The sequence below is a fragment of the Anabaena sp. 90 genome (genome assembly GCF_000312705.1).
In the GTDB taxonomy this organism is placed as follows: domain Bacteria; phylum Cyanobacteriota; class Cyanobacteriia; order Cyanobacteriales; family Nostocaceae; genus Dolichospermum; species Dolichospermum lemmermannii.
On record NC_019427.1, the window covers coordinates 168,418 to 193,418 of the forward strand.

The following is a 25,001-nucleotide window of genomic DNA, read 5'->3' on the forward strand; positions in this document are numbered from 1 at the left end:
ACCATATTTACATAAGAGTAAAGCCACCGTTAATACATAAATATTGCCCTGTAACAAATCTGGACTCATGACTGGCGAAATAAAGCACTGCTTCAGTAATATCCTGTGGAGTACCCCATTGCTGCATGGGAATTCTGACTTGGTAAGCGTCTTTTTTTTCTTGAGGAACGTTTTCATGGCGTTCTACGGGTATCCAACCGGGAGCAACTGCATTAACTGTAATACCAAAAGGCGCTAATTCGGTGGCCATGCTGCGTGTAAATCCCAGTTGTCCATTTTTGGCAGTAACGTAAGCACTGAAGTTATTAACTGAGCGGAAACAAACGTCACTACTAATATTAATAATTCGTCCCCATTGTTTTTGTTTCATGGAGGGTAAACAAATACGAGTTAATAAGTAGGGACTTTTGATAAAAAAATCCAGCATGGTTTGGAAATCTTGCCAGGTGTATTCCTCAAAGGGGATCTGGGGTTGGTTTCCTGTGGCATTTAACACCAAAATATCTACTGCACCCAGTTGAGAGGCGATCGCTTCATAAATTGCTGCTACATCTTCTTCTTGGGTAACATCCCCACGAACCAAAATAGCTTGGCAACCTTGTTGTTCAAGTTCAGCTAAAGCCTGTTTAGCCCGTGATTCGTTATTGCTGTAATTGATTGCTACCTTAGCACCTGCTTGTCCCAATTTGAGAGCGATCGCTTTCCCTAAACCAGCGGAACTTCCTGTAACTAAGGCCACATGACCATCTAAAGAAAATGACATTTAATTGCTAACCCCTGATGAAAATAATGAAATAAACTTAGACAACGGCAAATTTTTGTAATACTTGAGACAAGTTATTTAAACTCTCTTTCGTTCCCTGCTCAACATCTGATGTTTCTTCATATTCAACCACCCAATATCCCTGATAACCTGCATTTAATAGTTCTTTAATAATCGGTTCCCAGACAATTTCTCCCTCTCCAAAAGCACAGAATTGAGGACTACCATTAACCCATTGCACATCTTTCCAATGACTATAATTTACCCAAGGAAGAATATAGCGGAGTGCCATCAAAGGATCAGTTCCCTGATTCAAAAAATTAGCGGGATCATAGTTAATACCAACAGCAGGACTTTTAATACCTTTCATCATTCTGGCCACTCTTTGTCCGGTTGCAGTTGGTCCACCATGATTTTCAATCGTTATTTGAATTCCTCGTTCTTCGGCGTAATCACCGATTTTATTAAAAGCATAATGCAACAGAGGAAAAACATCTGGGAGAATATAATCATTTCTGTGATCACCAGACAATAATCTGACAAATTTTGCCCCTAATTTTTCAGCACTATCAACAAAACGCTCTACTCTTTTAATTTCTGTTTCTAACTCATTTGCATCTGAGAGTGTAAAATTATTTCTTCCTGCTATACAAATAATATCTACTCCTGCTTCTTTAGCCCAATCAGCAATTTTAGATACTGCTTGATCATCACCATCATGTAAAAGATGTTTGGGTGCTTGGGGATGAGCATTCACTTCTACTGAACGAATGCCTTGGTTAGCTATCCAGTGGAAATATTCAGGTATTTCCACTTCTCTCCAGCCCCAAGCAGCACAGCCAATATTTAGTGAATTAATGTTAGACTTTAGCATATTTTTGATTTTGGATTTTAGAAATGATGTGTATAGCTTAGAGGGTAAGCTGTCGTGCATTCAAAATGCACAACAGCAAGTCAAAAGTGAAGAAAATTTGAGGCTTATTTATTGATAGAATAACTTAATGTTTTCACAAACTTGCTCAAGTTCCTGAACGGTTAGTCCTGGATAAATAGGTAAACTCAGGATGCGGCTTGCTTGCATTTCTGCGACAGGAAAACTCCCTGCTGGATAGCTTAATTCTTTACCTGCTGTAGATAGATGAATTGGCACTGGATAATGAATTGCTGTACCGATACCGCGATCGCTCAAAAATTGACGCAATTGATCACGCCGTTCAGCTTGAATCACAAAGGTGTGGTAAACGCATTTTTCCCACTCTCGTTCCCATGGCATTATGATTTGGGGAATACCCGCAAGTTGACTTTGGTAATAGTGAGCATTTTCTTGACGTTGCTGTGTCCATTCCTGGAGGTAACGCAATTTAACTAACAGAATAGCTGCCTGTAGAGTATCTAAGCGAGAATTATGAGACCACATCACACAGTCATCACGAGTTCGTAAACCAATATTCCGCATAATTTTTAACTGGTCATACAGTTCGGAATCATCCGTTACTATTACTCCTCCATCTCCACAAGCATTTAAGTTTTTCAGGGGGTGTAAACTGAAACAACCCACTATTCCCAAAGAACCTACTCGTTGACCTTGATACTCAGCCAGTACAGATTGGGCGGCATCCTCCACTACAGCTATTCCATTTTCCTGGGCAATATCTAAAATTGGTTTCATGTTACAAGGTCTTCCCGTCAGATGTACAGGGATAATTGCCTTTGTTTTGGGAGTAATAGCTGCGGCGATTTTAGTTGGATCAATATTGTAATCATCGCCCACATCAACGAATACAGGTTTAGCACCAAGTATGCGAATACAGGTAGCTGAAGCCACGAAAGAATTAGGGACAGTAATAACTTCATCACCAGAACGAATACCAAGTGCTTTGAGTGCAAAAATTAAGGCATCTGTCCCAGAATTAACACCAACTGCATAACGAACGCCACACAATTGAGCAAACTGACGCTCAAACTCTGCAACTTGCTCGCCTAAAATAAAGTTGCCATCATCAAGGACTTCACCCATTGCTGCTAGTAACTCAGACTTGATGGCAGCGTGTTGACTTTTAAGATTAACGAAGGGTATTTGATTAATGGTTAATAGTTGTGACATTTTTAATATCCCAATATATTGATAACGACTTCACGGATGTAACCAGATTGACGATGTTCCCAGATATAAATATCTTGTAAACGTCCTAGCTGCAAAAGACCTTGAGCAATCGGAACTTGTTCAGAGGTATGGGTAAGGGCAGAGCGAATATGTGCCGGCATATCATCTAAACCTTGTCCGGCTAAAAGATATTGACCATTTTCGGGAACTAACTTCGCAAAAAAGGTTTCCACGTCGGGTTTGGCATCTTCTTCTTGAATCAATAAACTGGCGGAAGTATGACGGATAAAAAGGTTACAAATTCCTGCTGTAATTCCTGATTCTGTAATGACTGCTTGGACTTGGGGCGTAATTTGACATAGAGATTTACCAGTAGTTTGTACCTTGATTGATTGTTGGTCAAGTCTTATAGATGAGTTGGTCATTTTTATTCCTTTCCTAAATGCTCAAACCACGATTTTGTCTCTTGCTGAATTGTTTCTGGTGTCCAAACTGGAGCATCTCGCCAAAGTTCAATATTGGCTAACATTTCACTTACACCTTGACTTAAAGGTACTTGAGGTTGCCATTTTAAAAGAGTCGTAGCTTTAGTAATATCAGCCCAAGTACAATCCGGTTCTCCTGGGCGTTTGGGAATGTGAGTAATTTCTCCTGCTAATAATTTCACCAGTGTTAAAACGCTTTCAGATTTACCAGAACCAATATTAATAATTTCCCCGGTAATATCCGATTCAGCAGCTTTGATAAAGGCTGCTACTACATCACTAACGAAGGTAAAATCTCTCGTTTGCATTCCATCTCCAACAACAGTAAAAGGGGTTTTCGCTAGTTTTTGAGCTAAAAATACGCCAAATACTGCACCATAAGCTCCTGTGGTTCTGGATCTTGGTCCATACACATTAAACAATCGTAAAGAAAGGGCTGGAAGTTGATAAACTTGCGCCCAGTGCATGACTAATTGTTCACCTAAATATTTTGTTAAGCCGTATGGATGTTTAGGATGACAAGGATAGGTTTCTGATGTGGGATATTGATTAGGAATACCATAGCAAGTGGAAGAAGCTGTGTAGATAAATTTTTGGATTTTAGCAGTACGACAAGCTTCTAAAAGGACGAATGTACTATGTAAATTGGCATGATAATATGCTCCTGGATTTTGGATTGAGGGAACTAAATCAGCTAATCCTGCTAAATGAAATACCCAGTCAATATCTGTTAATATGGATGGGGAAATATCAGCAACATCTTGCTCAATAAATGTAAATGTGGAATAGGTTTGAGCCACTTTTAAATTAGCCGTTCTTCCTGTCACCAGATTATCTAAACCAACGACACTATGACCTGATTTGAGGAGGAGATCACACAAGTGGCTACCAATAAAACCAGCAGCACCAGTGACTAAGCAATGTTTAGGAGAATTTAATTTACTGTTCATACAAAATTAATAATCTGTTAGTCAAAATTTAAATTTTCATCAAGCTTTATGATCATCTAATTTACATTATCAAATTCTATTTTTTGTCATTTTATCAACCATTCTACTTAATTCTTCACAATTGACAATGATATCTTCATTCTTTACCTCACAAAACATACAAGCATAATCGAATCCTAATCCTTTAGCAACTGTATAATAGAAATGGCTAATTTTCTGACCAAAAAGTTCAATTAAAGTTAAATTTTGGGAGAAAATAATATTTGTTACTCCACCACCATGAGGAGCAATAATAAATTTAGCTTGAGCAAACAATTTTACTTGGTCAGCAAAATCTAAATCTTCTATAACATAAGGTACAAAATCCATTTTATCGAGAGTATTGCTTACTTCTTCTTCATTCAAAATGCGGCGAGCATTTGCTTTTTTACGAGAAATAAAAATATTGGGACTCAAAACCAGATTTGGATTTGCATAAGTATCTACGTTACTAAGAATACGTTCTCTTACCCAATGACAAGCTTTGATAGAAATACGTCCTCCTTCACGTCTTTTAGAGCAAATAACTAATTCATTAACTTTAGCTCTATATCCATTCCATTGGATATAATTTTCTAGACCATAACCCATCAATTCTAAAGAGCGAATTTTCCAACTAGGAATATCTTTATCAATTATTAAGACTGGTTTTTTACCTGTTTTTTGAGAATAATATTCAAGGACTTCTAATCTAGTTAAAGCCTCATAAATCCAATGAGCGTATAAATGACTCCAATAATTAACAAATGAACAAGCTAAATCAAAATGTTCTATATTAGCTATAGGGGTAATATATTGAGAATTGAAACCAGCCTTCATTGTAGAAATAGTAGTGTGTTCTAAGACATCTACTCTATCTAAAACTGTTTCTAAAATAATATTCTTATCCTCAGTAAAACCAATCCCATAAATTCCCAATAACTCAACGTTTTTAACAACCACAGCAAAAGGATTAGTAAATTCAAAGCTACCTTCTTTTTCTCTAAATGCTGCGGGAATTTCTTGATAACTTATAGCTGGTTCAATTTGAATAATTTCATCATATTTTAACTGATAAAGATTATTCTCTGCTTGACATTGCTGGAGTAAATCTACTCTAGTAATTAAATTGCTGTGTAGATAGTTAAATAAAATTGAATAAATCAATTTGAGAATAGGTAATTGTTCATATTCCGCTTCTAACTTAGGAATATTATTCTCCATTTTATCTTTCTCCATCTCCTCAGTCATCGTGATGAGATTTTCGTCAATGTATCTCAATAAAATAGGATATATGAGTTTAAATATTAGCAATTCTTGAACATAACGCCAAACTTTATTCATCTGCTTGTAAATCTCTTTGTTTTGTATGGGACAGCAAAATAATTTGCTGGTTTTTTAGTAAAAGTTTAGTAAAATTTAATGAATATTTAATAAACATATTCTCAAATTCATTAAATAAAAAACTTTAGTGCTTCCAGGTTATCCAACCGAGCAGAAACTTGTAATTCTTTAGGAATAAAAATTTCTGGACTGAGTAAATAAAATTTACCGATTCCTGCGGCTTTAGCAGCTTGCATATCCGATATTCTATCACCAATTAGGATTGAGCTTTGCAAGTCTATAGGATATTTCTGACAAGCTTGTTCAATCATTCCTGGTAACGGTTTACGACATCGGCAGTTTTGACGGTAATTAGATATAGTTGATTGGGGATGATGTGGGCAGTAAAACACATCCAGTATTGTTATATCTTGGTTATTAAATTGCTCATACATCCAGACAGTAAGACTTAAAAAATCTTGTTCAGAATAGTAACCACGAGCAATACCTGATTGATTTGTGATCACAATTAGCTTATAACCTAAATCTTGTAGTAGACGACAAGTAGCAAAAATGCCATCATTAAATTCAAACTGCTCACATCTAAAAACATAGTGATGATCAATATTAATTACTCCATCTCGATCAAGAAAAGCCACTTTGATCACTGGTAATTATTCTCCTTTAGATTCAGATCCCCGACTTCTGATATCATCTGATAATTTATGGTGATGATCACAGAAGAATTCGGGGATTTTTTTCTTATTTTAACATTTCCTCAACTTTGTTCATGATGCCAATAGTATCAATACCTTGATGGGGGAGTTGTTCCCAAATTCCGCTACAACCTTCTTGATGAGTTCCCATATAGGCATATTTGGGAGAAAACCCTCTTTCTAGTAACCATGAACCAAAACGGATACCTAAACCTGTACGCCGATTTAAGGATTCAACTACTAAAACAAAGGGTGTTGAACCAATTTTTGCCATGATTTCTTCATCTACTAGATTCAATGTGGATTTATTGATTAAACCGACATTAATTCCCTGTTTTTTCAGGATTTCTACTACTTCTAAGGCGCGGTAAAGTACCTCTCCAAAGCTAACGATATAGCCGGCTGTTCCTTCTCGTATTACGTCATCTTTTCCAGGAATAAATGTATAACCATCTGCAAATAAAGGTTTACTATTTGTATCCAGAATATCGGGTACTGGGGAACGGCTAGAAAAGAGAAATCTTAACCCTGGTTGATCAAATACAGTTTCCACACAAGCTTTCATTTGATGTCCGTCGGCGGGATAATAGAGACGGGTTTGATAAGCGTCTTCTAAACCGTTATCGGCAAACATATTATTTAACCCAAAATGGCAGGTGTTATCTCCTAATTCATCTATCCCACTATGGGAAAATTGACAAAGAACGTTGGATTTATTAAGCCGTGCCATTGTAATTTCAGAAATACACATTTCCAAAAAGGCACTATAAGTGCTGAAAATGCCTTGTTTTCCTGCTTCCATGCCAAATCCTGCCGCCGCAGAGAAGTTTCCTCTTTCCATGATGCCGCCATGATAGAAAATCTCTGGATAGGCTTGACTAATTTTATTGATACCACAGGATTCTCCTAAATCACTGTCAATACACATTACCTTTTCTCGCCGTTCTGTGGGTGTCATTTGACTGAGAAGAGAGACAACGGTAGCATCAAAAATATGGCGTGTTTTGCTGCTAGAACCCGTAAAAGAGTAGGTATGTGTGAGGGGAATAACTTTTTTGAGGTAATTGACGGCTGATGTATGTCCGCGAGTTTCTAAATAGGCGATCGCTAACTCTGGTGATAGGGCATCATGTCCTAAAGGTGTGCCTTCTACTCCAACAATACCGGGAGTCATAGGACGTTTATTAATTACTGCTACTGGTCCATTAATAGTGACAGCTTGACAGAGACGAGTATATAAATCATCTAAATCTTCCCCTGCTCCAGTTAATACAGTTAATCCATGTCCAGCTAAAGTTTGACCGACGTTATAACCCTTGAGATAATCTGTTGGATATCCGCTACAGGTGGAATTGTTATCATCAATAATTAATTTGATATTGAGATTTTTAGCCACAGCTAAACGGGCGGCTTCGGCATTATTTCCTTCTTGCTGTGAACCATCTGAACCCAAACAGAATACTACTTGATGAGGATGTGCGATCGCTACTCCATTCACATAAGCCCAGAGGTGTCCTAATCTTCCCGAACTAAATTTTACGCCAGGAGTGCGTCCTCGTTCTGGATGTGCAAGTAGTAATGAATAGGCTTCTCGATAATGCAGCAGATTTTCTGCATCAAGATCACCCTGTAAAGTTGCCATTAAATATTGTGTAGCAACGCGGTGTCCTGCTTCATCAAAGAAAATTGGCACAAATTTATCTGCTACTCCCCGAAAGAAAGCATCTAAAATCATCACTTCGGGAACTGTATCATAAGCTCCTCCTGTATGACCGCCCACACCTTTGGCTGCTGCTACAGCGGTAAAAAAAACAATAGTATCTCGACAAAGTTGAATATTAGCTTTCAGAATTTCTCTTTGTTCATTAGTCAAAGTTGAATTAGTCGGGTCTAACTTCAAAGACTTGTAAACATCCAAATCAATAGGAAAGCGAAGAGTTGTTAAAGTCATTTTTTTGTTCCTTTTGATTGTTGAAATTATATCTAGGGTAGGCATTGTACAAACAATACCTTGTCCACATTGAAAAAAGCCTTGATTCGTAGATGGGTTGCGCTGTCGTTTAAGCCAACAAAGCATAAAATGGCTAAGGTATTGATATAGGAATCCGGTTTGATTCTTGAATTTTCCTGCGTAGGAGGGCAAGAGGATTCCAGAATATTAAGGTGTACCGAGTTTTGTATGGCTACGCCACGCAAGCCATCAAAAATCAAATAGGAGTCCTATATATTTGACATTTAATCCTTGCCGTAAAATTTCAAACCATCCCAAATACCCATCACACCAGGATAAGGACTATGGTAAACATTATCCATTGTCTGAATTTTATCAACTAAGTTGGGATGAGAATTTCCCACAGCAATTCCCTTTAATCCTGTTTCAAATAGGGATAAATCATTGAGAGTATCTCCACAAGCTATGGTTTCATCTGCATTAAACTTTATTTCCTCCAAAAATTTCAAGAGAGTTGGTCCTTTAGAAACTCCTTTGGGCATGACATCAAAATAAAAATAGATATTATTATAAGATGAGATAATGCAATCAAATCCGGCATTGATTACTTTTTGGATGGTGTTAGGTTGCAATTTTTCAGAATCATAATAGTAAGATACACGATACTTAGGATTGACTGCCTGTAGTTTTAATCCTGGTTCATTTGCTAATAGGGTTTTAATTTTTTCGTTAGCATTATTCCATTGTTTAATTATCCAATATTGTACAGGATAAATTGGCTCAAATGTTTCACCATGTACAATAGTTGTTCCCACATCACCAATGATATAGTCAGGTTTAGGAATATGAGGATTTTCTATTAATAAGTTGCTGATCCAGTCCAGTTCTCTGCCGGTGACATATACTAAAAGTAGGCGATCGCGTTGTTTTTCAATATATTGATAAAATTCAGATTGTTGTTGTTGAGAACCACCTAAAAAAGTGCCGTCTAAATCAGTTGCTAAAAGTAGTGATTGTTGATATTTCATGACTTAATTAACCAATAATTAATCCGCTACGGGGTGGAAGTTTAAAGTTAATAAATTCGGCTTCTTTAGTCCAGTTTTCTTGACTGGAATGATATGTAAATAATGTTTGTTTGAGTTGATTTTGCCATGATGGTTGAATACTCGCCATTGCTATTTCATTACCAGCATTTACCGCAATTAATAAAATTTCTGTTTCTAACCTTCTAGCGAAAATATAAACTTGTCCTTGAGCGGACAAGGTATGATATTCACCTATTCTTAATGCTGGATGAGAAAGACGGAGTTTAATTAATTGACGATGATATTCAAGAATATCTTGATCCCACTGTTTTTTATCAGGAAATCCTTTACGACATTCTGGATCATAACCACCGTTTAAACCGACTTCATCGCCGTAATATATGCAAGGTGCGCCAGGAAAAGTAAATAATAGTAACGTTGCTAAATATAAACTGGGGCGATCGCCTCCAGCTACATCAATTAACCTAGCTGTATCATGATTATTAATACCATTAAGTTGAGTTAATTGAATTTCCCAAGGATAAAGTTGCAGTAATTGATTAATTTCCTCCCCATATTTAGCCGCATCCGCAGGTGGTGGTGGTGCATATTCAGCAAAATGACCTTTTACCTGGCGATCGCCGACAATAAAGGCAGTGGTAGCATTAAGAAAGGGTAAACTTGACACGCCATCAAATTGTGTGCCATCTAACCACTCAGTTGCATTCATAGGAATTTCTCCCACAATATAGGCTTCAGGATTAATTGCTTTGATTCTTTCCCGAAATTCTTGCCAAAATCCAGGAGTTTTGATGTAATCTGCCGAATCTAAACGCCAACCATCTGCACCACGTTTAATCCAATATTCACCTATACGCATAATATATTCGCGCACTCCTAAATTATTAGTGTTAAATTCGGGTAAAGCACGAAGATCACACCATGAAGCATAATTAGCAGGACGAGAATTATCATAAGGTGAGATAGGCCAACCTGTAATTTTAAACCAATCTAACCAAGGAGAATTTTGTCCATTTTCGAGAATATCATTGAAAAAATAAAAGCCTCTACTAGCATGATTAAAAGTTCCATCTAAGATAAGTTTAATCTTACGATGATGAGCTTCTTTAAGGAGATTGGTAAATGCTTCTTCACCGCCTAATAAGGGATCAATTTGATAATAATCAAGAGTATGATAACGATGATTACTGGCAGATGTAAAAATAGGATTAAGGTAAATTGCATTAATACCTAAATCTTGTAAATAATCTAGTTTTTCAATTATTCCCCAAAGATTTCCGCCTTTATAACCATGAAATGTAGGAGTAGTATTCCAGTCTTCTAAGGGTATATTAAGTAACCACTTTTGTTCAGTGGGAATACTTCGAGAAAAGCGATCAGGAAATATTTGATAAAAAACGGCGTTTTTAACCCAATCAGGTGTATTAATCTTCGTATAGAAACTTGTCATGATCTCTGAAACATTAACCTCATCATTGTTGTTGATTATTCTTTACCGCGATACAACATCACCCAGATCTTCTGCCAACCTGAGCAGAACATTATAATACTTTTTAGAGTATGGTATGTGAATTATTGCAGGATATGTGCCAGTTAATTTGTTTAAGACAAATCCATTGTGTATGTCATACAGTTCTGGTAAAATTTCCCATTCCCCTGCTGTACACCAAAAAATATCACAGCAATAATCTAAGGTTACTGTTTCAGGATTTTCAAAACAGTATTTTCCATACAATCTTTGATCACTACCGTTTTCATGAAAATTCGGATAAGAAAGAATATTATCAATCATCTCACAGACATATTTTTTGTATCCCATGAAAGTCCCTGCGTTCAGATATTTATAATCATAGGGAACTTTAATGCTATCGTAAAAATCTTTGTATTCTTCGTACTGATGAGAGTACCATTTCTCTGCTGCAAATAATATCTTATAACCACCTTGAATAAATTTTTCATATATACTGTTAGCATTCTGTACATACAGAACATCAAAAGCATCAGTAACAAGAACTATTGTGTCATCTTTCACATCCTTTAGTTCCTTCAAAATCAAAGGAAGTCTTAGAGAATTGGCTGACCATTCGAGACCTTCACCTAGCACCTTAACGTCTATATTTTGTTTTTTAGCAGATCTCAAAAAGAGTTGTACCTTAGAAAAAGACACAGAGTTACAACAAGTATAAAATGCGATATTTGGGCTTTTCTTCATTTTGTGACAACCTTACCTCTTACAAAAAAATATTGTGGTTTGCTGATTATAGCTTAGAGGGTGTTTGAAAAGTCTTAATTCATACTAATCCTGGCGACTAGAAGTCGCGGTTCATCTTGCACACAGACAAAACCCACGGAGGTGGGTTTGAAACCCTCGATTTTTCATTAGTCCACGCAGGTGGACTTTGCTTGTGTAGTAGTGAATTATATTCGCCCAAAACTTTTCAAACATCCTCTTACATTCCTCGTGTTTTACCAATGAGGAATGAGAATTTAATTATGGAGAAGAATATCGGTTAATCATTTCTCCTTTATTTTGTAACAATTTATCAATCAATTGTTCAAATAGTTTATCTGTCACCATGATGCCTTTATGAGATTGATTTCTAAAAGATAAACACAAGTTAGCCGCATAAATAGGAGATTTCAAGGCTTTTGTATATAACTCGATAATCTCAGTTTTATCTTCTACAATTGCGTGCATTAGAATAGGACTAAAAAGCCCCATATTTGGAAAAAGAGGTAATTCCATAATCTCATAAAGTCTGCTTAAAAATTTCGTACTAACTGCTAATCTGGATAACCTTCCGGTCTGATTTTTCAAGATTGATTTAGTCGCATATATATAAAAGTCCAAAAAACTATTTTTTTGAGTAAAATAAACTAAGGAATTAGTGACTTTTTCAGTACAAAATAAAGTTCCCTCGCCCAAATTTTGATCATCTTCTGTATCCAACCAAACTTCACGACAAACTAAATATTCTTCTGTCGTTTCAATGTTTAAATTATCGGGATCAAAAACTACTACATCAGCATCCATCCAAATAGTTTGCTCATATCCCTGTTCTAAAAATTTTTTCGCTATTTCTAATCTAGCTAAATCAGCAATAACGTTAATTTTACCTTGAGATTTATCTATATACCAATCGGGAACATAGTCAAAAAAGTTGTCTACTCTTCGGTAGTCAAAGCCTTTTAATTCTGCCCAATCTTTGACTGTTTGCATACAAGTTTCCAGCCAATTTGGTGTTTCATTTCCCCGATAGGATTGATAAACAATGGTTTTCATATCAATTATTCTCTGTAAAATTCAAAATATTTTAATCCTTCTAAAATGCCATTTGCAAAGTGACTTTTTGCCAGATAGCGATTCCCTGGTGGGGAATTTTCATGCCAATCTAATATTTTTGGTTGGGCATTACCAACGATAATAGCGGGACAAAGCATATTTTCAAACATAGATAGATCATTACCTGAATCTCCGCAAATAAGAGTTTGTTCATTAGTAAAACCTAACCGTTGTTGCAGAAAAAGAGCAGATGCAGCTTTATTTGCTAATGCTGGTAAGATATCTAAAAATGCACCCCCAAAGTTATCTATCATTTGTACTGCTAAACCATGATTTTGCCAAATAGCTTTTAATCGCGGAAGTGTTACTGATAATCCTTTAGTATTAGTATAATAACTAACCTTAAAGTCCGTTTGTTCTAAGGGAGATTGGGGGACTAGGCAAGGAAATCGGCTGGTTATTTCTATTACTTGTTCTCTATCCCAACCCAGGGAGATTTTGTTTTTCCACTCAGAATCGGGGGTTTCACTGCCTGGGTAGTAAATTTCTGTACCCGTTGCCAGGACGAGTATATCAGGTTCTAAGAGTTCTTTTTGAGCGATCAGTTGTTGATAGAGCGGGAGAGATCGCCCTGTGGTGTAACAGATAACTGTACCGTCAATACGGCGCTGTTTACTTAACCACTGATTTAATTTCTCTAAAGCTAGATCATCACCAACTAAAGTCTGATCTAAATCAGTCACAAATAAAAATTTTGCCACCTTTATTATTGTTATTAATATTTTAAACTGTACATTTAAGTAGGTGAAGACAATAAAACCAAACTGTGTAAAGAAACGTAAAATCGCCCAAAATCTCTTTACTCTTGCCTTTTGCCTTGCTATAACGACAATTTTCAACGCCAATCTACTTATTTAAAATTTACTCGTTGATTATACAAAAATATTACTACTTTATTGCTTTCTTAATATTCTTTAAAGATTTTCTGAAAATAATGTTAATTGGCATTAATTGAGTAAGTCATAAAAATTTATTCTTTAGATATTCTTTATATTTTCTTTAGATTTCAAAAATAGAAAAAATAGTATACATAAACAATACCTTTTCCAAATTAGAAAAAGTCTTGATTCGTAGGTTGGGTTGTGGAGCGTTAGCATTGCGAAGCAATAGAATGAAACCCAACAAATCGGTTGCGCTGTCGCTTAACCCAACCTTGTATCTTAGAGATATGTGAGAAGAAGTGGTACACCGTCCCAACCTGGGTCAGAAAAGACCGCTTTGTAGCAAGGCTCAGGTATACATAAAACAATGACATTAATTACTTGATAGTGTTTATGAATAAAGTACAGCAGCGACTTCATCCATTTTCTAATGATTACTTCCAGCAACTATCTACCCTGGGTGAGAAATTTCAAGTCACAGATCATCAAGGTAAATCTTTTGCTAATTCAGCAGGAATTGATATGGCTGCGGCTTTAGTAGAAAAGCAAAATCAGCAGTGTCGAAAAGTGATATTTATCGGTAATGGAGGAAGTGCAGCCGTAGCTAGTCATCAGGCTATTGACTACTGGCGTAATGGTAATATTCCCGCGATTTGCTTTAACGATGGTGCTTTGGTGACCTGTATTAGTAATGACTTTGGCTACGAACAAGTTTTTAGCAAACCCATTTCTACATTTGCTCAGTCTGGAGATGTTTTGTTTGCAATTAGTAGTTCTGGACAATCACAAAATATTCTTGCTGGTGTTTACCAAGCACTAAAAATGAATTGTCATGTGATTACACTTTCAGCCTTTCAACCTAACAACCCCTTACGTCAACTTGGACATCTAAATTTTTATGTTCCCACGATGTCCTATGGTTTTGCAGAAATCATGCACTTATGTATTTGTCACTGCATTATTGATGGCTTGGTAGAAGGTGCTTTACCTAGTGCAAATGTGAATAACTATCTCAGTTTAAATGAACTAAAAGTATCCTAAAATATTCATCCCATTTATACATAGAAGAAATTCTATCTGTGGTAAACAACAAGATTTAATGATTGCATATTAAATATATGTGACAAGAACTAGAATTGTAGACCTCTTTCTTCAAAAATTGTCAGATATCTAAACCTAGAATCATCAAGTAAATAATGATGTTCTAGTTCTGAATTGTTCGATTTTTCTGTGAACTTTTGTACCAAGATTAGCAATGAAATAAAGATGCAATTAGAAATATATAGAGAAAAAATTATTGACTTTGAAACTTGTGCAGAAGTATTCACTGTCTACCATCAAAAAGGACGGAAAATCGTTCTCTGTAATGGGGTATTTGACTTACTACATCCCGGACACATTGCTCATTTACAAGCGGCTAAAGCAATGGGAGACTTATTAGTAATTTCCCTAACTGCTACTCCTTATATTAACCGAGGACCAGGAAGACCAATATTTTCTGATGAGTTGCGTGTTAATTCTATAGCTGCTTTAGCTTGTGTTGATTATGTAATTTTAACTCCCGCCGTCACAGCTTTGGAAGTAATTGAGAAAGTGCGTCCTCATATTTACTGCAAGGGAGATGAATATGCGGAAACAGAGAAAGATGTAACCCACAATATTGATAAAGAAATCGCTCAAGTAAGAGCTTACGGAGGTGACATTCGCTATACTCAAGAAATTACTTTTAGCTCTACACGACTGATTAATAATTATCTTGATGTTATCCCTCCAGAATTAAAACGTTATGCCAATGATTTTAGTCAACAATATGCTTTTGAGGATATTAGAAATGCGATAGAAGCAATGCAGGATCTCAATGTTTTGGTGTTGGGGGATATTATTATTGATGAGTTTGTTCACTGTACAGTTCAGGGATTAACCTCAAAAGGAAGAGCGCCATCAACCCGCTTTGTGAAAAAAGAACAACATTTGGGGGGAGTTTTTGCGATCGCTAACCATCTCAGTAGTTTTGCCAAATCTGTCACCCTAGCTAGTACCATTGGTGATGAACCAGATGTACATCATTTGATTGCTAATCATGTTGATGGTACGCTGCATCTTAATTTACATTGTGTAGAAAAATATTCTACAGTAACAAAGTGTCGTTATATTGAACAACAAGGGAAAACCAAGGGTTATACCCAATTATTTGCGATTAATTCCATAGACGAAGAAGGACTAGCACCCCAAGAACGAGAAAAACTTTTAGATGCTTGGGAAAAACTGTTAAAAAACTGCGATTTAGTGGTTTTGGCGGATTATGGTCATGGATTAATTGATGCTGAAGCAATTGAATTAATTCAATCACAAGCACCATTTTTAGCCTTAAACTGTCAAACTAATAGTGCTAATTACGGTTATAACCTAATTAGTAAATATAAGCGAGCCGATACATTTTGTGTAGATGAACAGGAAATTCGTCTGGCATTTTCTAATCGTTATGGTAATCGAGAAGAGTTACTAAAACGGTTGCAATATCATTTAGGGGCGCAACAAGGTTGGTTAACTTTAGGATCTGCTGGTTCTTTGGGAATTAATACTCATGGAGAGATGGAAATTACTCCGGCCATGACACAACAAGTCAAAGATACCACCGGGGCTGGAGATGCCTTTTTTGCCCTAGCCAGTTTGAGTGCTAAGTTAGATTTGCCTGTGCAGTTAGGATCATTTTTAGGAAATTTGGCCGGAGCGATCGCTGCCAATGTTTTAGGAAATGAAAAGCCTGTAGACAAGGGACGCTTATTAAAGTTTGCTAAAACAATTTCCACATTTTAAAAGATAATTAAGGAGTAAATCAATGAATCCAATTCAACAAGTTTTAGTGACCGGTGGTGCTGGTTATGTAGGAGCTATTTTAGTTCCTAAACTTCTGCAAGCTGGATATGGAGTTAAGGTAATAGACTTGTATCTTTATGGCAAAGATGTATTAAATGCCGTTAAAGATCATCCTCATTTAGAAGAGATTGAAGGCGATATCCGCGATCGCCAACTTCTAGAAAAAATCATGCCAGGATGTGATGCTGTCATTCATTTAGCTTGTATTTCCAACGATCCCAGCTTTGAATTAGATCCAGACTTAGGCCGTTCGATTAATTATGATGCCTTTTTTGACTTAGTAGACGTTGCCAAAGATGCCGGAGTGAAGCGGTTTATTTATGCTTCTTCCTCCAGTGTTTACGGCATCAAAGAAATAGAAAATGTCACAGAAGACTTACCCTTAATGCCTTTAACAGACTATTCTCGTTATAAGGCTTTATGCGAAGAAGTCTTATTGAGTAAACGAGAACCAGGTTTTGTTACCTTAGTTTTGCGTCCTGCTACAGTCTGCGGTTATTCCCCCCGTCAGCGACTAGATTTAGTGGTGAATATTCTCACTAACCACGCAATTAATAATGGTAAAATTACAGTTTTTGGTGGTCAGCAAAAACGTCCCAATATCCATATTGAAGATATGACCGATCTGTATCTAAAATCTCTACAATGGTCAGATGAAGCGATTGACGGTAAAATATTTAACGCTGGCTATGAAAATCATACCTTGATGGAAATTGCCGAGATGACCCGTCAAGTAGTGGGAGAATCTGTAGAAATTATGACTACACCCACCGACGATCTGCGTTCATACCATATTTCTTCAGAAAAAATTAAGCAAGAACTGGGATTTGTCCCTGCACATACTATAAAGGAAGCGATCGAAGATTTAGCTTCAGCATTTAAAGCTAATCAGATTCCCAATTCTCTCACAGATACTCGTTACTATAACGTGAAAGTAATGAAAGAAATTAATTTCCGGTAAAACTTACCCCAAACAATCATCTGTAGGGAGGGAACAGGCCGTTTAACCCTACAGATAATGTGTAACGTTAAGGTTGGGAAAAGACCTGTTTTTAAGTATAAATCCTTCTACAAGAGATCGTATGTTAGCGATCAATGTAGAACCCGGTGTTGTCGCTTTTTATGAAGGAGAAAATACCTTTGATGAAGTACATAGAGGATTAATTGAAGAAGGATTTTGGCTATTAAGTCTCAACTTACAGAACCATTCTCGAATTAAGCAAAGCACCCGAAAAGCACTCTCTGATAAATTTGATCAGCAGCAGATTCCACCCATTCAATTTGATCAATTACCAGGGAGTCCTATAGTAGTGTGTTAATTCTGAATCCCTTATCCCATAAGACTTCATGCACAAAATGTGTCGCATATTTTTATGAGAAAGTGCCTGGAACAGATGCTTTCGGTGTAAACTACGGTAACACCAATAATTTCCCAGGAAATCGCTCCAAAACACACAAAATTAACATACTAGCTATGAACCCTATTTTGCAACAAATTCAACACCATGCTGCCGCTCTACCGATATCATCGCAAGCGGAGTTACTGAATTATGCTGTTTACTTAGAACAAAAAGCACGAGAAAAAACGCCTATCACTTCAAACCAAGCAAGGCGCGAAGGTTTGGCGCAAGCATTGACGCAGGCGGTGGCGTTAAATCCTTTTGCAGAAATTGCTGATCCAGTTGTTTGGCAGCGTGAACAACGTCAAGATCGCAATTTATTCGGGAGAGACAATGCTGATTGATAGCAATTTAATTATTTACGCCACTCAGCCGCCATATACGCAGTTGCGTAGCTGGTTGGTGAATTATGCCACGCATTATTCTGCGATTAGGGAACACCAAAAAATAAATTACCCAATTTTGTGGGATGGTCATCCTGCCCGTCCTTGATGATTAGCGGGCAATTCGTCCCGCACCACAAGAAATTTTTGGGTATTTTTTTAATTGGAAGTCCCTTAATCAGCTTCAGTAAACATCGCAATCAAGCGATTCGCTGGTTTAGCCATTGCCACATACAAACTTTTTGGTAAAGACCATTGATTACCGGGCTTATTGGGGTCAAGATAAAACTTGCATAAACCTTCAATAAATTGTTTCATTTTGGAGATTTCATAACCCCATGCTTTTAATGATGGTAAAACTTCCGTTTCTACTATTGTTAATAATTCATCTCGTTTGCTAGTTACTCTCATGGCATTAAAAATAGTCCATGCCATTTCTAATGCTTCCAGAGTACCATCATTACCTCCTTGATAAAACCATTCAATATCAAAATCAATCATTCGCACATTTCCCTGGGTATCAATCATTTCATTCCCAGTCCAGCGATCAGCATAAATAATTCCCTGTCTGTGAGCTAAATTCATTTCTTGTAGAACCTTCGGCAAAAATTTGACTTCTCCAGTTTCTAGAAATTCCAACAAAGTTTTCCCTGTTACATATTCAATCAGCATCCAATCTTGATCTGCATGGATTAATTTAGGAACTGGTAAGCCGACAGCTAATGCCCGTTTGATAAAATCAACTTCATCTCCAATATTTCTGAGTTTAAAAGAACCGCCATTTTGGATAAAGCCAGTGGCTTCATACATATACTGCATATAAGCATCACCAGCTTCAGTGGAAATATCCCGTCTGGCACGAAAAACGCAGCGATCTGTGGCTGTTGTAATCAATAAGATATGATTAAATAATCCTTCTGATTGGGGTTTTTCTATTGTTGCTGTTTTACCTCCAGGTAAATAAGCTAAAGCACTTTCCAATCCCTGAGCGATATTTGTTGGTAGTGTATTCTTTAAATTTTCTGCAATTGAATTTTTCATTAGCTTTAACCAATACTTAATTTTAAACTAATTGCTAAGAAATCAAAAAACTCAGCCAGAATTTGATCATAGTGAGAGGCAAATTCAAGCTGATTAATTTCCTCTCGACTAAAATAGGCTAATTTTTGTCCTTCGTGTAGGGTTATTTGAGAAATATCTAAATCCAGCCGAGTCCAAAAAATGTGTTCATCACATTCTTGCCAAAAATAAGACTTAAAGAATTTAATTTCGCCTAATTCCAGTTCCATTTCTTCAACTAATTCTCGGCGAATAGCTGCTTCTGCAGATTCATTTTTCTCTATATATCCTCCCAGGAATGCCCAAGTGTTAGGAAAAGGAATAGAGCTTTTATTATCTCGAAGTACAAGTAAAACTTGCTGCTGACTGTTGAGAATAATTATGTCAGCCCCTGGCGCTTCTCTCATTTTAACTCTAATTTAATAAACTTTAATTATTATATGATCAAGAACTAAAATTAGAAAAATAATCTTTATTCTTTAATGTTTTCATCAAAGGTCAAAAAGAAGGACAGCAAGTGGTAATTAACTCACTAATACCAAATTAAGATGAAACTGCATAGAATAAGATTTCAAGAATAATTGACCGCAGATAAACGCAGATGTAACCGCGTTAGCGGCTTCCCGTAGCTTGCGTGGCGTTCGCGGTAGCGTGCCGGAGGCATCAGCCATAGGGTATGCAGATAAATACGGATGAATTAATGGATTTCATGATTCTGTGCAGCCTTACATAAAATTGGTATAACTCACTTCCCTCTTTAAGCCGATTTAATTTTCAACAGTTGTCAGAGAAACTGCATTAACTTCAGTATCACTACTCAAAGATTTTGGTAAATACACTAGCATTGTCACCATTTTGGCAAACATAAATAATATAATGGATAGCCACAAAAGATAGTTGTTGTGAAAATACCAAGCTGCTATAGCTGATGGGATAAATCCCAAAGTAGCAGAGATCAAACTGACATTACGAACAATTTTCCCTTCTGCTAATCCTAAGAAATATCCTTCCAGCATTGAGGCAACAGAATTGAATATAAGTATGAAGCATAAACACCAAATATAGGTATCAATATGTTCAGTAATTTCCGTATGGTTGGTTAATATGCCAAAGACAGCCTGGGGAAAGAAAACACAAATTGTAGCTACAGTGAGTCCTATCAATAAGCTGCTGGCAACTGAAACTTTCAGCAAGGGTAACAATTTCTCTTTTGAATCTTTACCTTTCAAGTTTCCGCTTAAGGTTTCGGTAGCAAATCCCATTCCGTTAGTTAAGTAAACATTTAGATGTGTTATCTGTCCTAATAAAGAATTTTGGGTAAAGAGTATCGTTCCCATCATGGCACTCAGATTACTAAAAATAGTAAAGACAGACATCTCACTTATAGTTCTAATCAAGATATCTCTATTGAGAGCCAACATAGTTTTCAACTCTGAAAAATCCATGATTTGTGGGCTAACTGCGCGGATTTCTTGCCACTGAACTTTCCGACTAGCTAAGAGGATGCCGATAAACAACATTAAGTATTGGCTAGATGCTTGAGATACTCCAGCCCCTACACTATTCCAACCCCATTGAATAATAAATAAGTAGTTTAAAATTATATTGGCTGCATTGCCAATAACTGAAAGTACCACAACCTTACTATTCTCCTCTCGTCCCAGTAACCAACCAATGAGAACGAAGTTCAGTAAAACAGCAGGCGCTCCCCAAATGCGAGCATTGAAATAGTCAATGCCGGCAGCTTTAACATCAATATCAGCACTCAAGAGCGAAAAACCTACCTCTCGCAAAGGATACTGCAAAATTAACAGTACGATACCTAATCCCAAGGCGATTAAGCCATTGCGTAGTCCCACTAGCAGTGCAGCCTCTTGATCATCTGCTCCCACAGCTTGAGCGGTTAACCCAGTGGTTCCCATACGTAAGAACTCAAGAATCAAATAGACGAGGTTAAACAAGATATTAGCTATGCAAACCCCTGCTAAGGCATCAATTTCTTGCAGATGACCCAAAAAAGCTACACTGATTAAACCCGCTAGAGGAATCATCAGGTTTGAAAGAATATTAGCGATCGCAAGACGGTAGAAACGAGGGAGAAAGTCATACTGTTCTGTTCGTGTTAAGTTCATGAGTTAATTCAGTATTTAGCTTACTGGTTGGATTTTAGACCGAGTTGAGTCGAGATATAGACGAATTTGTTACCCGCTTGAGTTCCTCGATTCTTAAGTCCTCATCAGCAGTAGAATTGTCAACAAAGGTATTTTCTTGCCCATAATTAACACTTAGGAGTGCAGGTTCTGGTATTTCAGTATCCGGTATTAAATTATCAACAGAGCCACTTATCTACCCATTATTACTACCTTGAAGCAGTGGTTCTCCTGAAACTGGATCTAGCTGTGTGCCATTCCCAACAAACGCGCTCTGTAACGCGTTGTTAACAACTTCCTCTGCTGGTTCTGGTGTTACCATAGCTGGTGTGCCATCCTCAACAGAATCTATTTGCCCCCCGTTATTGCCATTTGGGGTTGATGTTTCTGGTAAAACAGGGGATTGTTAATCGCCAAAAGCCTGAAACGACGGATTTTCGTTCATGCACATCATGGTTAATTTGTACAGTGCGTAAGTCCTAGTAACAATCTTTTTCCCCATAAATCTGGTTTTCCATAAATCTGGTTAGTTGGGTTTCTGGTTTCATATCTAGCATACTGGAAATTGGTGTAGGAAAATCTATTTGGTATAAAGCTAGTTCCCATTCAAACTAACTTTTTGAGCATTCAAACTAAATAGACTGTTGAGGAACTGTAAGATCCACCAATTTGATAGCCTCTACAATTTCCCTGACAGGAGGACAAGATAGCTAGAAGGTAGATAAGGCAAGCTCCATAGCTCTTTGCCCTTTGATGTAATCCTTCAAACGATAGCGGCTAAATCGCATTAGTTCTTCTATACTTTTTTGGAACATTTGATGTACCCCACGTCAAAAATCTCAACTTACTGATGGGGATGTAGAAACCCCATCTTCAACGAAGTAAGATGGGGTAGTTTATGTAATGTTACGCATTTATGGCCAAAATAGCAAAAGTTTTGATTGGAGTTAATTGATTGTCGGAATTGCTCTTATCAACGAGTCCCAAGCCATTTATAGTTGAAATTATCTGTTAATGCTTAAAAAATTGTGAAAGCTATTACTTTACTGGGTTCTACTGGCTCAATTGGGACGCAAACCTTAGATATCGTCTCTGAACACCCCGATAAATTCCGCATCGTTGGATTGTCCGCTGGACGGAATGTGGAGCTATTCGCGGCGCAAATTCGCCAGTTTCGTCCCCAAATTGCCGCCATTTCTGCTGCTGAAAAGTTACCGGAACTCAAAGAAGCCATTAAAGACTTAAATCCTCAGCCCATTTTACTGGCTGGGGAAGCGGGAGTCATAGAAGTTGCTCGTTATGGCGATTCTCAAACAGTAGTTACTGGTATTGTTGGTTGTGCTGGCTTATTACCGACCATTGCAGCTATTGAAGCGGGGAAAGATATTGCTTTAGCCAATAAAGAAACTATCATTGCTGGCGCTCCTGTGGTGTTACCTTTGGTGAAAAAACACGGGGTGAAACTATTACCAGCAGATTCCGAACATTCTGCTATTTTTCAATGTTTGCAAGGTGTTCCTAAAGATGGTTTACGGAAAATATTACTTACTGCTTCCGGTGGTGCTTTTCGAGATTGGCCTGTGGAAAAGTTACCAGAGGTAAAGGTTGCTGATGCTATTAAACATCCTAACTGGTCAATGGGGCGAAAAATCACGGTAGATTCGGCAACTTTGATGAATAAGGGTTTAGAAGTAATTGAAGCTCATTATTTATTTGGAGTAGATTACGATAACATCGAAATTGTCATTCATCCTCAAAGTATTATTCACTCGTTAATAGAATTACAAGATACGTCTGTTTTAGCTCAACTTGGTTGGCCAGATATGCGTTTACCTTTGCTTTATGCTTTATCTTGGCCGGAGCGAATTTACACTAATTGGGAAAGATTGAATTTAGTTAAATCTGGTGATTTAACTTTCCGTGAACCAGATCATCACAAATATCCTTGTATGGGTTTGGCTTATGCTGCGGGTAAGGCTGGTGGTTCTATGCCGGCGGTGTTGAATGCGGCTAATGAACAAGCTGTGGCGTTATTTTTAGAAGAGAAAATTCACTATTTGGATATTGCTCGCTGTATTGAATTTGTCTGCGATCGCCATCAAAATGATAACACACAAAATCCCTCTTTAGATGACATTTTAAATGCTGATAAATGGGCTAGACAAGAAGTTTTCACAGCTATGAAAAAGGTAGCAACTCAACCACAGATAATTTCTGTTGGTTAAAAGTTAGCATAATCCTACACTGTACCGAATAGGATTAGTGTAGGATTATATTTTATCTATTTTCTTGGGTTACTCTAGAGATACACCTTATTGTTTATCAAAAAAATGCCAATATAGTTTTGTAGTTGTAATTTTTAGCTTTTCGTCTACCGTTAATTAACCCTTGCACCTAATAAATGTTTGCTGCGTCAAATCAACTGCTATGGTCTATGATAGGCTTGCTCCTCACAATGGGTGGTACTTTTCTAGAAGCCTATGGTATTACCGCACCTTGGAACTGGAGTCAGCACGGAATTGGGACCTTTTCATTAGGTGTCAGCTATCAAATTGGTGCAGTGCTGTTAGTAGGCTGTTTAGGAGGTCAAAATGCTGGTGCGCTCTCGCAAATTGCCTATTTAGTCATGGGATTAACCTTACTGCCAGTATTTGCCGAAGGCGGCGGTATCGGTTATGTTAAGCTATCTCAGTTTGGCTATTTGTTGGGTTTTATTCCCGGAGCTTGGATTTGTGGTTATTTAGCCTTTAAAGCTAGACCTCGGCTAGAAACTCTGGCTTTTAGTTGTTTTTGTGGCTTATTCACTGTTCACATCTGCGGTATTGCTTATTTAATTATTAGTTATATTCTGCCTTGGAAAGGAACAGAAAATTTATCCCTAATTCAAGCTATCCTCAAATACTCCTGCTTTGCACTACCAGGGCAACTAGTAGTTGTTTGTGCTGTCACCATAGTAGCTTATCTGCTACGACATATAATGTTTTATTAGTCATTGGCCATTGGTCATTGGTCATTGGTTATTGGTCATTGGTCAGTAGCAAAGAAGAACAACTGACAACTAACAAAGAACAACTGACAAATTTATTATGCGGATAAAAAATCGCTTCTTCTGGATTGCTGCTTTGATAGCATTTTTATTAGACCAATTGACAAAATACTGGGTAGTGCAAACCTTTAACCCAGGACAAACACTGCCCTTACTCCGGGGGATATTTCATTTCACTTATGTTACTAATACAGGTGCAGCTTTTAGTTTATTAAGTGGCAAGGTAGAGTGGTTACGGTGGCTATCTTTAGGTGTAAGTTTAGTATTAATGACCATTGCATTATCGGGACCATTGTTAAGTTTTTGGGAGCAATTGGGTTATGGTTTGATTTTAGGAGGAGCAATGGGCAATGGTATTGATAGATTTGCCTTAGGGTACGTCGTTGATTTTCTCGATTTTCGATTAATTAATTTTGCCGTATTTAATTTGGCTGATTCTTTTATTAGTATTGGCATTGTCTGTCTGTTAATTGCTTCATGGCAACAAACACCAAGTAATTAAA

25 protein-coding genes are annotated in these 25,001 nt (G+C 37.1%); 8 read left to right on the forward strand and 17 right to left on the reverse strand.

The features are described 5' to 3' along the window. Positions 1-7 precede the first annotated feature (7 nt). The 13 genes from ANA_RS00700 to ANA_RS00760 all read right to left on the reverse strand — a co-directional run bounded on the left by ANA_RS00700 (position 8) and on the right by ANA_RS00760 (position 13,403). Positions 8-763 (reverse strand): SDR family NAD(P)-dependent oxidoreductase, encoded by a 756-nt coding sequence (locus ANA_RS00700; RefSeq protein ID WP_015078118.1) that lies wholly within the window; start codon positions 761-763, stop codon positions 8-10. Positions 764-800: 37 nt separating this feature from the next. After that, a complete protein-coding gene (locus ANA_RS00705; protein ID WP_015078119.1) occupies positions 801-1,637 on the reverse strand; it encodes a sugar phosphate isomerase/epimerase family protein in 837 nt (278 codons plus the stop codon). Between the two features lie 108 nt (positions 1,638-1,745). After that, positions 1,746-2,867: a DegT/DnrJ/EryC1/StrS family aminotransferase gene (locus tag ANA_RS00710; RefSeq protein ID WP_015078120.1), complete on the reverse strand. Its 1,122-nt coding sequence runs from the start codon at positions 2,865-2,867 to the stop codon at positions 1,746-1,748. A 2-nt stretch (positions 2,868-2,869) separates the two neighbouring features. After that, positions 2,870-3,292 carry a secondary thiamine-phosphate synthase enzyme YjbQ gene (locus ANA_RS00715; RefSeq protein ID WP_015078121.1) on the reverse strand — a complete coding sequence of 141 codons (423 nt, stop codon included), beginning with the start codon at positions 3,290-3,292 and terminating at the stop codon, positions 2,870-2,872. A 2-nt stretch (positions 3,293-3,294) separates the two neighbouring features. Further along, positions 3,295-4,302, reverse strand: coding sequence for an SDR family oxidoreductase (locus tag ANA_RS00720; RefSeq protein WP_015078122.1), 1,008 nt, complete (start codon positions 4,300-4,302; stop codon positions 3,295-3,297). Between the two features lie 69 nt (positions 4,303-4,371). After that, positions 4,372-5,664, reverse strand: coding sequence for a glycosyltransferase family 61 protein (locus ANA_RS00725; protein WP_015078123.1), 1,293 nt, complete (start codon positions 5,662-5,664; stop codon positions 4,372-4,374). 110 nt (positions 5,665-5,774) lie between these two features. Further along, positions 5,775-6,311 (reverse strand): D-glycero-beta-D-manno-heptose 1,7-bisphosphate 7-phosphatase, encoded by a 537-nt coding sequence (gene gmhB, locus ANA_RS00730; protein ID WP_015078124.1) that lies wholly within the window; start codon positions 6,309-6,311, stop codon positions 5,775-5,777. 94 nt (positions 6,312-6,405) lie between these two features. Further along, on the reverse strand, positions 6,406-8,310 hold the full coding sequence (locus ANA_RS00735) for a transketolase C-terminal domain-containing protein (RefSeq protein WP_041457491.1): 1,905 nt from the start codon (positions 8,308-8,310) through the stop codon (positions 6,406-6,408). Between the two features lie 284 nt (positions 8,311-8,594). Further along, a complete protein-coding gene (locus ANA_RS00740) occupies positions 8,595-9,338 on the reverse strand; it encodes an HAD-IIB family hydrolase (protein WP_015078126.1) in 744 nt (247 codons plus the stop codon). A gap of 7 nt (positions 9,339-9,345) precedes the next feature. Next, complete coding sequence (locus ANA_RS00745) at positions 9,346-10,809, reverse strand: glycoside hydrolase family 13 protein (RefSeq protein WP_015078127.1); 1,464 nt, start codon at positions 10,807-10,809, stop codon at positions 9,346-9,348. A gap of 42 nt (positions 10,810-10,851) precedes the next feature. Continuing rightward, the gene (locus ANA_RS00750) at positions 10,852-11,571 is read right to left on the reverse strand and encodes a glycosyltransferase domain-containing protein (protein WP_015078128.1); all 720 of its coding nucleotides are present in this window, start codon (positions 11,569-11,571) and stop codon (positions 10,852-10,854) included. Positions 11,572-11,850: 279 nt separating this feature from the next. Further along, positions 11,851-12,642, reverse strand: a complete 792-nt coding sequence (locus ANA_RS00755) for a hypothetical protein (RefSeq protein WP_015078129.1) — start codon at positions 12,640-12,642, stop codon at positions 11,851-11,853. A gap of 5 nt (positions 12,643-12,647) precedes the next feature. Then, positions 12,648-13,403: a sucrose-phosphate phosphatase gene (locus ANA_RS00760; protein WP_041457494.1), complete on the reverse strand. Its 756-nt coding sequence runs from the start codon at positions 13,401-13,403 to the stop codon at positions 12,648-12,650. A 573-nt stretch (positions 13,404-13,976) separates the two neighbouring features. On the opposite strand from ANA_RS00760, the gene ANA_RS00765 reads away from it, so the two are divergent. The 5 genes from ANA_RS00765 (at position 13,977) to ANA_RS00785 (ending at position 18,204) form a co-directional block, all read left to right on the forward strand. After that, a complete protein-coding gene (locus tag ANA_RS00765) occupies positions 13,977-14,624 on the forward strand; it encodes an SIS domain-containing protein (protein ID WP_015078131.1) in 648 nt (215 codons plus the stop codon). Between the two features lie 225 nt (positions 14,625-14,849). Further along, positions 14,850-16,400, forward strand: a complete 1,551-nt coding sequence (locus tag ANA_RS00770) for a PfkB family carbohydrate kinase (RefSeq protein ID WP_015078132.1) — start codon at positions 14,850-14,852, stop codon at positions 16,398-16,400. Positions 16,401-16,422: 22 nt separating this feature from the next. Then, positions 16,423-17,421 (forward strand): NAD-dependent epimerase/dehydratase family protein, encoded by a 999-nt coding sequence (locus tag ANA_RS00775; protein ID WP_015078133.1) that lies wholly within the window; start codon positions 16,423-16,425, stop codon positions 17,419-17,421. 121 nt (positions 17,422-17,542) lie between these two features. Then, the gene (locus ANA_RS00780; protein WP_015078134.1) at positions 17,543-17,779 is read left to right on the forward strand and encodes a hypothetical protein; all 237 of its coding nucleotides are present in this window, start codon (positions 17,543-17,545) and stop codon (positions 17,777-17,779) included. Positions 17,780-17,841: 62 nt separating this feature from the next. Then, positions 17,842-18,204 carry a DUF2281 domain-containing protein gene (locus ANA_RS00785; RefSeq protein WP_235081910.1) on the forward strand — a complete coding sequence of 121 codons (363 nt, stop codon included), beginning with the start codon at positions 17,842-17,844 and terminating at the stop codon, positions 18,202-18,204. Positions 18,205-18,417: 213 nt separating this feature from the next. On the opposite strand, the gene ANA_RS00795 is transcribed toward ANA_RS00785, so the two are convergent. The 4 genes from ANA_RS00795 to ANA_RS28060 all read right to left on the reverse strand — a co-directional run bounded on the left by ANA_RS00795 (position 18,418) and on the right by ANA_RS28060 (position 21,774). Beyond that, entirely contained in the window at positions 18,418-19,284 is an 867-nt protein-coding gene (locus ANA_RS00795) for a protein kinase (protein ID WP_015078136.1), read from the reverse strand. Positions 19,285-19,289: 5 nt separating this feature from the next. Beyond that, a complete protein-coding gene (locus ANA_RS00800; RefSeq protein ID WP_015078137.1) occupies positions 19,290-19,709 on the reverse strand; it encodes an NUDIX hydrolase in 420 nt (139 codons plus the stop codon). 360 nt (positions 19,710-20,069) lie between these two features. Then, positions 20,070-21,434 (reverse strand): guanitoxin biosynthesis MATE family efflux transporter GntT, encoded by a 1,365-nt coding sequence (gene gntT, locus ANA_RS00805; RefSeq protein ID WP_015078138.1) that lies wholly within the window; start codon positions 21,432-21,434, stop codon positions 20,070-20,072. A 214-nt stretch (positions 21,435-21,648) separates the two neighbouring features. Then, positions 21,649-21,774: a hypothetical protein gene (locus ANA_RS28060; protein ID WP_256369513.1), complete on the reverse strand. Its 126-nt coding sequence runs from the start codon at positions 21,772-21,774 to the stop codon at positions 21,649-21,651. Positions 21,775-22,480: 706 nt separating this feature from the next. On the opposite strand from ANA_RS28060, the gene ANA_RS00810 reads away from it, so the two are divergent. The 3 genes from ANA_RS00810 (at position 22,481) to lspA (ending at position 25,000) form a co-directional block, all read left to right on the forward strand. After that, on the forward strand, positions 22,481-23,677 hold the full coding sequence (locus ANA_RS00810) for a 1-deoxy-D-xylulose-5-phosphate reductoisomerase (RefSeq protein WP_015078139.1): 1,197 nt from the start codon (positions 22,481-22,483) through the stop codon (positions 23,675-23,677). A gap of 176 nt (positions 23,678-23,853) precedes the next feature. Beyond that, positions 23,854-24,441, forward strand: a complete 588-nt coding sequence (locus ANA_RS00815; RefSeq protein ID WP_015078140.1) for a biotin transporter BioY — start codon at positions 23,854-23,856, stop codon at positions 24,439-24,441. Between the two features lie 97 nt (positions 24,442-24,538). Then, the gene (lspA, locus tag ANA_RS00820) at positions 24,539-25,000 is read left to right on the forward strand and encodes a signal peptidase II (protein WP_015078141.1); all 462 of its coding nucleotides are present in this window, start codon (positions 24,539-24,541) and stop codon (positions 24,998-25,000) included. The last annotated feature ends 1 nt before the right edge of the window (position 25,001 follow it).